The following is a 12,759-nucleotide window of genomic DNA, read 5'->3' as shown; positions in this document are numbered from 1 at the left end:
CTTCAATCTGATTGGCTGGGTTTTCGAATTAGACAAAGAATAAGTAATAAAAAATCAAAGAATTCGATAAGAGTTATATAAGATTTGTGTTGAGTAATAAGTTTCATTTCTAAAAAACATTTCCGCTTAAAGTGTTTGTTTTCAAATTCAATCCCATCAGTGTTGAAAATCTTTCTTCGTATTCTTTACATCGAATAAAATTCGTGGCTGATCATATTTAACTAAATACACCAGCTATTTTGGTTTGACAAGCTGGACATTTTCCATCTCTTAATCTATTTGAAATTACTGAATGCCAATCTCTTTCTATCAATTTCATTTTACAATTTGGACAGTATGTTGTCTGACCTTCACGATCAAAAACATTTCCAACATAGACATATTTTAATCCTTTATTTAAAGCTATTCTTCTTGCACGCTTAAGTGTTGATGGTGGAGTTGGCGGTTTATCTCTCAACTTAAAATCAGGATGAAATGCTGTGAAATGAAGCGGGACTTCATCGCCAAGATTTTCGAGTATCCAATCGCACATCGCATTTATCTCTTCATCTGAATCATTTTCATCTGGAATTAAAAGAGTTGTGATCTCAAACCATACATTAGTTTCTTTCTTCAGCCAGATTAAAGTGTCAAGGACAGGTTCTAAATGAGAAAAAGTTAATTTGTGATAAAACCTTTCTGTAAATGCTTTCAGGTCAACATTAGCGCCATCAATGTACTGATAGATTTCTCTTCGAGCTTCATCGGTAATATATCCATCTGTAACCATTACAGTTTTAATTCCATACTGGTGAGCAATTTTTGAAATATCGATTACATATTCGCCAAAAATTGTCGGTTCGTTGTAAGTGAATGCGATGCTTGGTGTTTTATATTTCAAAGCTAGTTTAACAACACCTTCAGGAGAAACTTGCATTGCGTTTGTATCGTCAAGATGAGCCTTGCTGATACTCCAGTTCTGACAGAATTTACATCCAAGATTACAACCAGCTGTTCCAAAACTTAAAATGGTTGTGCCGGGAAGAAAGTGATTAAGAGGTTTTTTCTCAACGGGATCAATACCAAATCCTGTCGGTCTTCCATAAGCAATCGAATACAGTTTCCCATTATGATTTTGACGGACATAACAGAAACCGTATTGTCCTTCCCCAATTGTGCAAAATCTCGGACATAAAGTGCATAAGATTTTTCCATTATCTAATGTTTTCCACCATTTTGCTTCAACCATAATTCACCTCAAACTTTTGTGTAAAAATTAAAAAGTTTTTTACCATTAACAATGTCATTAGGCAGATATTCTAATATCTCACTTGAATTTTGTTCAAATACAAGATCTCGATTAATTTGCCTTAAAAAAGTTTAAGTATGAGAATATTAATTTCCTGTTTATCTCGTTCCTGGGGTGGAATGGAAATGTTCACTGTTCAATCGGCTGATCAGTTGATAAAGAATGAATTTGATGTTTACCTTTTTTGCATTGAAGATTCAAAGATAGATTTAAACTCTAATTTTATACCTGAACAAAAAAAATTAAAAGTAAAATCAAATTCCTATTTCAACATTAAAAACATTCTAAAGCTTAAAAGATTTCTAATTCAAAATGATATTGATTTAATACACACTCAATTTTCAAGAGATTTATGGACAATCTCACCATCATTAATGATAATTGATAAGAAAATCCCTCTCGTACTAACCAAACAACTCGGTTCGTTTGTAAAAAAGAAAGACTTGTTTCATAAGTTTATCTATAAAAAAGTTGATAAAGCAATTGCCATTTCCAGAGTTATAAAACAAAATTTAATTGAGACAACCCCTCTTGAAAAAAATAAGATTGTAATCATTCCAAATGTGGTCGATTTAGAAAAATTTAATCCATCAAAATATGATAAAGAATTAATCAGATTAAAACTTGGATTTGATAAAGATCAATTTATCTTTACAAATATTGCAAGACTTTCACCAGGGAAGGGGCAGGATATCATAATCAAGGCGATTGCTTCAATTAAGGAAAAACTTCAAAATACAATCTTCATATTCGTTGGCGAAGCAGAACCTTCAGAAAAGTTCTATGAAGAATATCTTCACAATCTTGTAAAAGAAAATTCACTTGAAGGAATGTTTAAGTTTTTAGGATTTAGAAAAGACGTTCCTGAACTTCTTTCTGCAAGTGACGCTTTTATTTTTCCATCTTATGCTGAAGCATTTGGAATTTCTTTGGTTGAAGCGATGGCAATGGGGTTACCAAACATCGTCTGTAAAGCTGATGGTGTTTTAGATATTATTATTGAAAACGAAACTTCTCTTGTCTTTGAAAGAGATGATATTCAAAAACTTTCTGAAAACGTTTTAAGAATTATATTTGATGAAGCACTACGAAAACACCTGAGTACAAAATCAATTGAAAGAGCGAAGGAATTTAGTTTTGATAAATATAACGAGAGAATTGTTGAATTGTATAAAAGTCTTTTGGGCAAGCAATAGAGATTTTGTTTTAATTTTTTGCAAGAATTTGAATTAACTAAAGATATCTTTCAAGTTTGAATTTCTCACCAAGATAAAGTTTTCTTACAAGCTCATCGTTTGCAAGTTCTTCTGAAATACCGCTTCGTAAAATTTCTCCGTTTATCAAGATATAAGCACGATCTACAATTGCCAGAGTTTCATGAACATTATGATCTGTAATTAAAACGCCAATACCTCGATTCTTAAGATTTGCGACTATCTTCATAATATCTTCAACAGCGATTGGATCAATTCCTGCGAAAGGTTCATCAAGCAGAATAAATTTCGGATTTGTTGCGAGAGCTCTCGCTATTTCTGTCCTTCGTCGCTCACCACCACTGAGTTGATAGCCGTAAGTTTTTCTAATCTTAGTAATTCCTAAATCTTCAAGCAATTGCTCGCATCTTTCTTTTCTTTCTCTGTTTGATAAATTCATAAACTCGAGCACAGCAAGAATGTTTTGTTCAACTGTCAAACGTCTGAATACAGATGCTTCTTGTGGTAAGTAACCAATCCCGAGTCTGGCTCTTTTATACATTGGCATTTTTGTAATATCAACATCATTGAGGAAAACATTGCCAGCATTAGGTTTAATCATTCCAACGATCATATAAAAAGTAGTTGTCTTACCTGCACCATTCGGACCAAGTAAACCAACAACTTCCCCTTTTTGAACTTGAAGGGAAACTCCGTTTACCACATTTCTTTTCTTATATCGCTTAATTAACTTTTCGCCTCTAAGAATATCCATCATTATTCAAATAAAATTTTTCAAAGATAATGAGTTTTAATTTTAGATTAATCCTTTATGTTCTAATTTATCAGGTGTTTTTCTTATAACAATAACTAAATAAAAAAACAAAAAATTGAGTAGACTGATTTTAGCTCTGTTAATACTTTAGAAAAAAATATCTAAGTATTTTTTTACAGCTCTATTTAGATCAATCAAAAACAAATCAAACTTGAATTTTTTATCTATTAGTGAACTTGATTTCTTTTAACATAGATACCGTGTTTATGAGATACTTTCCAATTTCAATCTATAGATGATTTTAATATTTTTGTTATAGTTCAAAAATTGAAAGGTATACTATGAACTTGACATCTGAAATGTTTGTGAAAATGATTCAATTTATGCTTGCACCAGCGGTGATGATTTCTGCTTGCGGGCTGCTTCTTTTGGGAATCAATAATAGATACTCTTCAATTGCAAATAGAATTAGACTTCTAAACGATGAAAGAAGAAGATTGATTCTTAAAATCAAAGATGGAAAAGAGTTAGATTATCTGGAATCGAATAGATTAGCCAGTATTAAAAAGCAACTTGATCAACTTTTTTGCCGATTAGGTTTCGTGAAGAATTGCGTTGTTTTTTACTCTACTGGAATTTTTCTTTTTATCTTAACATCATTTTTGATTGGTCTCGACTTTATTTTTGACCTTCGCTCGGGGATTGTTTTGATGATGATTACTTTCATCACTGGAATGATTTCAGTTGGCATCGGAATTTTAAATGCATTAAAAGAAATTACAAGAGGGCATAAAATTATTGAACTCGAAATTAAAGCAGAGGAATAATCAACAAACAAAATGGGAGTAACTTCAATGAAAAAATTTTTCAAAACATTTTTCTTAATCCTTGTATCAGCAGGATTAATACAAGCACAATCGGTGCAGGAGCTGATCAAAAAATGTGACGAATACATCGAAGAAAAATTCGACAATGTTAACGCACTAAAAACTATCGAACAGGCTTATAAACTCGAACCAAATAATTTTGAAGTGTTGTGGAGAATGTCTCGTGCTTATGTAGATTACGGCGAACATCTACCTGCAAGAAATGATAAAGAAAAAGAAGAACAACTAAAAATGTTCGAGAAAGCACTTGAATATGCAGAAAAAGCTATTAAAGTTAACCCAAATTCATCCATTGGTTACATTAGAAGAGCTATTGCAAATGGTAAAATTGCATTGTTTAAAGGAGTCTTCAAAACTATTAGTTTGGTGAATTCCGTTAAAGCTGATTGTGAAAAAGCCATTAGTTTAAATAATGGCGGTGAAATTCATCAAAGTGTTGCTCTTTATGTACTTGCACGAGCTCACTCTAAAGTCTGCGAAAAACCAAAATTTGCACGATCAATAATTGGACTTGGTTGGGGTGATAGAGAAGAAGCAGCTAAACTTTTTGAAAGAGCAATAAAAATGAGACCGAACTTTATAATGTACAGACTTGAAGCAGCAAAAAATTATATCGAAATGGAAAACTATGCAAAAGCAAAAGAGCATTTGAGTGTAATTCCAAATCTACCAAAACTCGATGAAGATGATGACGAGTATAGAGCTGAAGCAAGGAAACTGCTAAACGAAATAAAGAATAAGTAAATCCTTAGCAGAACCTCTCAGCGGGTTTTTGGATATTTTTAATTAAAAGATTTTAAAATTCATTTACTCCTAATTCCAAATTCGCTGAGAGGTTTAATCTTTTTAAAAAAAAGAATATCCTTTGAATTAAAGATATCATCAAAAAAATTTTTATAAAGCTTATTCAACTGCTTGTTAAGTCAAAAAGAAGATAAATACCCTCACCATATCTATTTAATTTATTATCAATTCTCGTTTTGATGAAATTTCCAAATTTTTTAGAGACTACAAAATTTTTTAAATTGCATTGCACCCTTAGCTCAGTTGGTAGAGCAACTGACTCTTAATCAGTGGGTCGCGAGTTCGAGTCTCGCAGGGTGCACAAAAAAAATCCCGACCTGCGTCGGGATTTTTAGTTTTAAATTGGAATTAGTTTGGCTTTTAAATCTTATAAATTCGGTCCAATCATTTTCTCGGGTCTTACCACTTCGTCGAATTTTTCAGGTGTTAAAAGTCCAAGTTCAACTGCAGCCTCTTTTAAAGTTTTTCCTTCTTTGTGTGCTTTTTTAGCAACTTTTGCAGCATTATCATAACCAATAACTGGATTTAATGCAGTCACAAGCATTAAAGAATTATTCAAATGCATTTTAATTCTGTCATAATTAGGAGTTATACCAACAACACAATTATCAGTGAAGCTCTCACAAGCATCAGCTAACAATCTGATCGATTGTAAAACATTAAAAATAATTACAGGCATAAATACATTTAACTCAAAATTTCCACTTGCACCAGCAAAGTTTACAGTTACATCATTTCCAAAAACCTGAGCACAAACCATTGTCATAGCTTCAGATTGGGTCGGATTAACTTTGCCTGGCATTATCGAACTTCCAGGTTCATTTTCTGGAATATTTATTTCGCCAATACCACATCTTGGACCGGATGCAAGCCAGCGGATATCATTTGCTATTTTCATTAATGACGCAGCAAGAGTCTTCAGAACACCATGCAATTCAACCATTGCATCTTTTCCAGCCATTGCTTCAAATTTATTTCGTGCTGTTTTGAAAGGCTTTCCGGTAATTTCAGAAATTTTTTCGGCAACTTTTTCAGCATATTTTGGATGACTATTTAATCCTGTTCCAACAGCAGTTCCTCCGAGAGGAATTTCATAAAGTCGTGGTAAACATGATTCAATTCTTTCAAGTCCATTTGTTAATTGTTGAGCATAACCAGAAAATTCCTGACCAAGAGTTAATGGAGTCGCATCCATTAAATGAGTTCTTCCAATTTTAATTATGTCTTTAAACTCTTCTGCTTTTTGTTTCAAAGCGTCTCTGAGTTTTGTAACCATTGGAATTAATCTTCGATGAATTTCTTCAACAGCAGAAATGTGCATTGCTGTTGGAAAAGCATCATTAGTCGATTGAGATTTATTAACATCATCGTTGGGATGGATTGGTTTTTTACTTCCCATTACACCGCCAGCCATCTCAATAGCTCGATTAGCAATAACTTCGTTAACATTCATATTTGTTTGAGTTCCACTTCCGGTCTGCCAGATAACAAGAGGAAAATGATCATTTAATTTGCCCTCAATTATCTCATCAGCTGCTTTTACAATTAATTCTGCTTTTTCAGGAGCTAAGACTCCTAGTTCTTTGTTTGTTAAAGCTGCTGCTTTTTTTACAATAGCCAGAGCACGAATAAATTCTGGTGGAAATTTTTCACCACCGATTTTGAAATTCATCAACGAACGAGCAGTTTGAGCTCCGTAGTATTTATCAGCTGGGACTTTCATTTCGCCCATGCTGTCGGTTTCTATTCTGTATTCCATTTTTCCTCTCACTTATTTGTTTTTGTTTATCCCCTGATTGAATAATGTCTTGGTTTTCATTCTTAATTAATTTTTACAATACAAAATTAAACTATTTTTTTGAATGAAATTATGTTGATCTGATGTGGATAAATTTTTAAAAGATGTGGATAATGTGTTAATTAAATTTTTAATAGTTCACTGCAACAAAATAATGTGAATTAATTTTACTTATCCACAACATTATGTTGATAACTTTATAAAAAAATCCATTTGTTTTATTAATCTTTCGAAATTTCCACAATTAAACCTCATTATATTTACTATTTAAGATTTAAAACTCTTTTAAAAACTAAATAAGAGTTATTCAAAATGTGTGTGTTTTGTCAATTGATATAAGAATTTAATATCAGTAACTTTGTGAAAGTAAAATTAAGATTTTAATATAATCAAGAACGAGGTATTTATGGCTGATTATCCAAAACATTTGTATATGATTGTTTTTCCAATAAACGCGCTTGTAGCTTCCCAGCTTGAACCAGAAGATTTTGGAATGCACTACGCTGTTGGAAGCACAAAACATTACAGTGGTAAAGTAATTTTTGTAGAACTGGATATTAATTTCCGTGATCCATACTTTGAGATTGATAAATATCTTGAAGAAACAAAAGCAGATCCGGTGACAGGAAGACCAAAAAGAACAAAGTTTATCAGTTCCTATGCTGTTCTTGAGCACGTTCCTTTGAATGTATTAAAGGACTTGTATTTGGTACATCCAAATGGAAAAGTCCTTCCACTCGAAAAAGGTGAGTATACTGCTGTTAATCAACCTGGATTGATTAGAATTTATCAAGAGATTTGTCCTCTTGAAACATTGGTTGCATCAACACTTGATCAAAGAGCATTTGGTAAATGGATTACAAGAGGAACAAAAGCAAAAGGTGCACCAAAAATTTTATTTACTCAAATTGATTTTAACATTGATAAATTCTTTGAAGAGAACAAAGGAAAATCAATTATCACCTGTGCAATTCCAAATGTCAATCCCTATCGTGTTAAAGAATGTATTGAAGAATTAAAATCTAATCCAGAAAAATTAACAAAGACAATAAGTCTTGGATCTGTATTAAAGGATATTTCCTTCTCACTAATTCGTCATGGTTTCTGGTTTGTTGATGGTGATGAAATGGTATTTTACCCAATGCCATCAATTGAAGATTTAGAAACAAAGTATTTCTACTGGTGGAAATACGCCGCAAAGTAATTAAAAATAAAATGTAATTGGAGGAAAAAATATGGCAGTTAAAGTTGCAATAAATGGTTTCGGAAGAATTGGAAGGTTAGTATTCCGAAGAGCCCTCGAAGTCGGCGGTTTCGACTTCGTCGCAATCAACGATCTAACCGATGCTAAAACACTTGCACATCTCTTAAAGTATGATTCCATTCATGGAAAATTCAACGGAACAGTTGAAGTTGATGGAAATGATTTAATAGTTAATGGTGATAGACTTAAAGTCTACGCCGAAAAAGATCCCGCAAACTTAAAGTGGGATGATGTAGATATTTTAATTGAATCAACAGGAAAATTTAGAAAACCAGAACAATTAAAAGTCCATCTAAAGAACGGAGCAAAAAAAGTTATTCTAACTGTTCCAGCTGATGAAAAAGAAGAAAAAATGGATGCGACAGTAGTGTTAGGAGTAAATGACAATGTTCTTACTCCAGATATGAAGTTAATTTCAAATGCATCCTGTACAACGAATTGTCTTGCTCCAATGGTAAAAGTTCTTCACGATAATTTCAAAGTAAAATACGGATTGATGACCACAGTTCACTCATACACAAATGATCAGAATTTGCTTGATTTACCACACAAAGACTTGAGAAGAGCGAGAGCAGCTGCAATGTCTATAATTCCTACATCAACTGGTGCAGCAAGAACAATTGGAAAAATTATTCCTGAGTTAAAAGGTAAATTAGATGGTATCGCTCTAAGAGTGCCAACTCCCGATGGTTCTATTACTGATTTCGTTTGCGAAGTTGAAAAAACTGTAACCGTTGAAGAAGTAAACGCTGCATTTAAAAAAGCAGCTGAAACCAATCTAAAAGGTATTCTTGAATATACAGAAGATGAAATTGTTTCTGCCGATATCGTTCACAATCCAGCATCCTGCATTTTCGATGCAAAGTCGACAATGGTAATGGAAGGAAACATGGTAAAAGTATTTGGCTGGTATGATAATGAGTGGGGTTACAGCTGCCGTGTTGTTGATCTTGCAAAGAAATTAGCTGAATTAAAATAAGAATTGTTATTCTTCAGAGTAAATCCCCGACACGCGTCGGGGATTTTTTATTTTAAAATCTTGCCTCAACTCGCATTATTTAGAAAAAGAGCTTTTTATTTATAAAGCAATCGAAAAAAATCGAAAAATTTAGAGACGAAGAAAATTAAACTTTCTCTCTTTTAATTTTGTCAATATTCCAGTTTGATTGAATAACTTAAAAAACAAATTTTCTTTGTTATATTGCAACACGGTTAGGACTTTATAATTGAAATAAAACATCATTAACATAAATCGGAGGTTAAAAATGACTAAAAAATTTATGTATCTGATAATTGCACTTACTTTTTGCTTCTCAGTTAATTTATCAGCTCAAGAAGAAGAATGTGCTGACGAAACAAATACAAACATTCCAGCACTTGCTGAGTTTCACGAAGTAATTTATCCAATCTGGCATACAGCCTATCCTGCTAAAGATATTGAGATGTTAAGAAGTTTTGTCGAAGAAGTAAATCAAAAAGCAGAAAAAATTTATAATGTTAAACTTCCAGGTATCCTTCGTGAAAAAGAAGCTAAATGGAAAAAGGGAGTAGAAGAATTTAAAGCATCAGTAGAAAAATATAACGAAGCTGCTCAAGGTTCAGACGACCAAGCTCTTTTAGATGCAGCAGAAGAACTTCATGCAAAGTATGAAAATCTTGTCCGCATTATTCGTCCAATCGTGAAAGAACTTGATGAATTCCACAAAGTTTTATATGTAATTTACCATCGTTATTTGCCTGATAAAAAATGGGCAGAAATCAGAAAAGAATGTGAAGCTTTGAAAGAAAAATCACAAAAAGTGTATGAAGCAAAACTGCCAAAGAAACTCGAAAACAAGACAGACGAATACAAAAAGCTCGCTCAGGAATTAATTAAATCCGTTAACGAGCTTTGTAAAGCAAAAGATAAAGACATGGAAAATGCTGTTGAAAATATGCATTCGAAGTACGAAGCACTTCAGGATTTGTTTGAATAAAAATTATATGATTTAATTACTATCATACTGTCATTCCTAAGAAATAAAACAACAAAAAATTTTTAATGCCAGGCTGAGCAGTTTCAGTCTGGCAATTTTTATAATATCGAAGCTTTAATCATTCATTTCTTTTCCCGCAAATTGAATAAAACTCATCTTAAACTTATATTTGATTATTAATAAAAATCAATCAATAAACAAATTGGACACTATGTTAACATCAAGAGAAATAAGACAGCAATTTTTGGATTTTTTCAAAGAAAAAGACCATAGAATTGTCCCTAGTTCACCAGTAATACCCTTTGACGATCCAACCCTTCTATTTACAAACGCAGGAATGAATCAATTCAAAGATGTTTTTCTTGGGATTGGAACAAGGGAATATAAACGAGCAGCTAATACTCAAAAATGTATTCGTGTATCTGGTAAACACAACGATTTAGAGGAAGTAGGTTTCGATACTTATCACCACACTTTTTTTGAAATGCTCGGCAATTGGTCGTTTGGTGATTACTATAAAAAAGAAGCAATTCAATGGGCTTGGGAACTACTGACTGAAGTTTGGAAATTACCAAAAGAAAGACTCTACGCAACTGTTTATAAAACAGACGATGAAGCGTTTAACTGCTGGAAAACTCTAACAGATATTAATCCAGATCATATTTTAAGATTTGGAGAAAAAGACAATTTCTGGGAAATGGGAGATACTGGTCCCTGCGGTCCCTGTTCAGAAATTCATATTAATCTATCTGATAATCCTGATGATGCCTCCCTTGTGAATGCAGGAACTCCCGATTGCATCGAAATTTGGAATTTAGTTTTTATTCAATACAATCGTTTACCAGATGGTTCGCTTGAACCTTTAAAAGATAAATTTGTTGACACAGGGATGGGCTTCGAAAGGATTTGTGCTGTTCTGCAAAATAAAAGGTCAAATTATGATACAGATATCTTTACGCCGTTGATAAAAAAAATAGAAGAGTTAACGGGCAAAAAATATGATTCAAACGAAAATCAAATTGCAATGAGGGTTATCGCTGATCATATTCGAACTCTTACATTTGCAATTGCCGATGGCGCACTTCCTTCGAACGAAGGGCGTGGCTATGTTTTGAGAAGAATTTTAAGAAGAGCATCGAGATTTGCTCGTAAGCTTGAAATGCACGAGCCTATGATTTATAAAATTGTCCCAACTTTAGTCGAAACAATGGGCGATGTATTTCCGGAAATCAAACAGAATCAAAAACAAGTTGAAGAAGTAATTAAAGCTGAAGAAGAATCCTTTGGTGAAACACTTGATCGCGGACTTGAAATTTTTGATTCGATTGTGAAAAAACTTCAACAAGAAAATTCAAAGGTTATTCCCGGCGAAGATGCTTTCAAACTTTACGATACTTACGGTTTTCCAATTGATTTAACCGAGTTGATGGCGAGGGAAATTGGTTTTAGTGTTGATCGTAAGAAATTTGACGAATTAATGGAAGAGCAAAGAACGCGCTCGAGGGAGACGAAAAAATTTTTTGGTGCACCAGCTATTGTTGGCAAAATCGATACCGATAAATTACAAAAAGTTGAATTCGTTGGATATGATAAACTCGATTCTGAAAGCAAAGTCATTGCTCAGGAAAAAGATTTGGTTGTGTTAGATCAAACTCCATTTTATGGTGAAGCCGGCGGTCAGGTTGGCGACACTGGAAAAATTATTTACGATAATTATTTGATTGATGTAATCGATACCCAACGAGAAGGTGATTTAATAATTCACAAAGTAAGTGAAATTGATTTTGATTTGATGGATAAAACTGTAAAAGCTGTGGTTGATAAACTCCGAAGAAAATCAATTATGCGAAATCATTCCGCCACTCATTTACTCCACAAAGCTTTAAGGGATATTTTAGGTAATCATGTAAAACAAGCTGGCTCACTTGTCGAACCGTCAAGATTAAGATTCGATTTCACTCATTACAAAAAACTTTCAAAAGAAGAACTTGAAGCAATTGAACAATTAATCAACGAAAAAATAAGAGAAGCTCTTCCTCTGATTCATCACAGAAATATTCCTTTTGAAGAAGCAAAGAAAATGGGCGCTTTAATGTTTTTTGGTGATAAGTATGGTGATAGAGTTAATGTTGTTCAATTTGGAGATTACTCTATGGAATTTTGCGGCGGAACGCATGTTTCAAATACATCAGAAATTGGTTTGTTGAAAATTATTTCCGAAGGAAGTATTAGCAGTGGAGTCAGAAGAATTGAAGCTGTTACAGGAGAAGGCGTTGAAAAATACATTGATGAACAATTGCAAAAATTAAATGAACTTTCCGAGAAGTATGAAAAATTATTAGAAGAAAAACTTCAGCTTGAAAAAGAAATTGCAAAGCTTAAGCTTCAAGAAAAAATCCATGATATCGAAAAATTTGTCACCAATAAAAAACAAATAGATGGTTTTGCGGTTGTTTCGGGCGTAGTTAATGTTGACAACATTGATCAATTAAAAGAGCTTGGTGATGTTCTCAGGGAAAAACTGAAAAGCGGTGTTGGACTTCTTGCATCAACAATTGAAGATAAGGTACAATTTGTGTGTGTTGTGACTGATAATTTGATTAAAGAGAAAAAATTGAATGCTGGAAAGATCGTTGGCGAAGTTGCTAAGATTGTAGGCGGTGGCGGCGGCGGACGGCCTCATCTCGCAACAGCTGGTGGGAAAGATCTTTCGAAACTGAATGATGCCCTAAATCAATTCGATAAAATTGTTCAGAGATTAGTTAAAAACTAAA

Annotated in this window: 10 protein-coding genes and 1 tRNA gene; 8 read left to right on the top strand and 3 right to left on the bottom strand. The window is 33.0% G+C overall.

The window, feature by feature from the left end; all coding sequences use genetic code 11:
- Positions 1-217 precede the first annotated feature (217 nt).
- Positions 218-1,228: an AmmeMemoRadiSam system radical SAM enzyme gene (amrS, locus tag HPY57_05930; GenBank protein ID NPV11315.1), complete on the bottom strand. Its 1,011-nt coding sequence runs from the start codon at positions 1,226-1,228 to the stop codon at positions 218-220.
- A gap of 137 nt (positions 1,229-1,365) precedes the next feature.
- Between amrS and HPY57_05925 the strand changes: the two genes are divergently transcribed.
- Complete coding sequence (locus HPY57_05925; GenBank protein ID NPV11314.1) at positions 1,366-2,484, top strand: glycosyltransferase family 4 protein; 1,119 nt, start codon at positions 1,366-1,368, stop codon at positions 2,482-2,484.
- A gap of 37 nt (positions 2,485-2,521) precedes the next feature.
- Here the strand turns inward: HPY57_05925 and lptB are convergent, their stop codons facing one another.
- The gene (gene lptB / locus HPY57_05920) at positions 2,522-3,259 is read right to left on the bottom strand and encodes an LPS export ABC transporter ATP-binding protein (GenBank protein ID NPV11313.1); all 738 of its coding nucleotides are present in this window, start codon (positions 3,257-3,259) and stop codon (positions 2,522-2,524) included.
- A 338-nt stretch (positions 3,260-3,597) separates the two neighbouring features.
- Between lptB and HPY57_05915 the strand changes: the two genes are divergently transcribed.
- The 3 genes from HPY57_05915 (at position 3,598) to HPY57_05905 (ending at position 5,248) form a co-directional block, all read left to right on the top strand.
- The gene (locus HPY57_05915; protein ID NPV11312.1) at positions 3,598-4,083 is read left to right on the top strand and encodes a DUF2721 domain-containing protein; all 486 of its coding nucleotides are present in this window, start codon (positions 3,598-3,600) and stop codon (positions 4,081-4,083) included.
- A 27-nt stretch (positions 4,084-4,110) separates the two neighbouring features.
- Positions 4,111-4,887, top strand: a complete 777-nt coding sequence (locus tag HPY57_05910; GenBank protein ID NPV11311.1) for a tetratricopeptide repeat protein — start codon at positions 4,111-4,113, stop codon at positions 4,885-4,887.
- 288 nt (positions 4,888-5,175) lie between these two features.
- Positions 5,176-5,248 (top strand) — tRNA-Lys (locus HPY57_05905).
- Between the two features lie 66 nt (positions 5,249-5,314).
- Here the strand turns inward: HPY57_05905 and fumC are convergent.
- Positions 5,315-6,706 (bottom strand): class II fumarate hydratase, encoded by a 1,392-nt coding sequence (gene fumC / locus HPY57_05900; protein ID NPV11310.1) that lies wholly within the window; start codon positions 6,704-6,706, stop codon positions 5,315-5,317.
- A 445-nt stretch (positions 6,707-7,151) separates the two neighbouring features.
- On the opposite strand from fumC, the gene HPY57_05895 reads away from it, so the two are divergent.
- The 4 genes from HPY57_05895 (at position 7,152) to alaS (ending at position 12,758) form a co-directional block, all read left to right on the top strand.
- Positions 7,152-7,949 (top strand): hypothetical protein, encoded by a 798-nt coding sequence (locus HPY57_05895; GenBank protein ID NPV11309.1) that lies wholly within the window; start codon positions 7,152-7,154, stop codon positions 7,947-7,949.
- Between the two features lie 31 nt (positions 7,950-7,980).
- Positions 7,981-8,988, top strand: a complete 1,008-nt coding sequence (gene gap / locus HPY57_05890) for a type I glyceraldehyde-3-phosphate dehydrogenase (protein NPV11308.1) — start codon at positions 7,981-7,983, stop codon at positions 8,986-8,988.
- Between the two features lie 286 nt (positions 8,989-9,274).
- Positions 9,275-9,985 carry a hypothetical protein gene (locus tag HPY57_05885; GenBank protein NPV11307.1) on the top strand — a complete coding sequence of 237 codons (711 nt, stop codon included), beginning with the start codon at positions 9,275-9,277 and terminating at the stop codon, positions 9,983-9,985.
- 211 nt (positions 9,986-10,196) lie between these two features.
- Entirely contained in the window at positions 10,197-12,758 is a 2,562-nt protein-coding gene (alaS, locus tag HPY57_05880) for an alanine--tRNA ligase (GenBank protein ID NPV11306.1), read from the top strand.
- The last annotated feature ends 1 nt before the right edge of the window (position 12,759 follow it).

The organism is Ignavibacteria bacterium (assembly GCA_013177855.1).
Classification (GTDB): domain Bacteria; phylum Bacteroidota; class Ignavibacteria; order Ch128b; family Ch128b; genus Ch128b.
The sequence above is the reverse complement of the archived record's forward strand: the minus strand, read 5'-3'. Positions and strand labels throughout refer to the sequence as shown.

Bases quoted from the DNA above. Each gene is read 5' to 3' on its own strand.
- amrS (NPV11315.1), bottom strand. From the start codon at position 1,228: ATGGTTGAAGCAAAATGGTGGAAAACATTAGATAATGGAAAAATCTTA.
- HPY57_05925 (NPV11314.1), top strand. From the start codon at position 1,366: ATGAGAATATTAATTTCCTGTTTATCTCGTTCCTGGGGTGGAATGGAA.
- lptB (NPV11313.1), bottom strand. From the start codon at position 3,259: ATGATGGATATTCTTAGAGGCGAAAAGTTAATTAAGCGATATAAGAAA.
- HPY57_05915 (NPV11312.1), top strand. From the start codon at position 3,598: ATGAACTTGACATCTGAAATGTTTGTGAAAATGATTCAATTTATGCTT.
- HPY57_05910 (NPV11311.1), top strand. From the start codon at position 4,111: ATGAAAAAATTTTTCAAAACATTTTTCTTAATCCTTGTATCAGCAGGA.
- fumC (NPV11310.1), bottom strand. From the start codon at position 6,706: ATGGAATACAGAATAGAAACCGACAGCATGGGCGAAATGAAAGTCCCA.
- HPY57_05895 (NPV11309.1), top strand. From the start codon at position 7,152: ATGGCTGATTATCCAAAACATTTGTATATGATTGTTTTTCCAATAAAC.
- gap (NPV11308.1), top strand. From the start codon at position 7,981: ATGGCAGTTAAAGTTGCAATAAATGGTTTCGGAAGAATTGGAAGGTTA.
- HPY57_05885 (NPV11307.1), top strand. From the start codon at position 9,275: ATGACTAAAAAATTTATGTATCTGATAATTGCACTTACTTTTTGCTTC.
- alaS (NPV11306.1), top strand. From the start codon at position 10,197: ATGTTAACATCAAGAGAAATAAGACAGCAATTTTTGGATTTTTTCAAA.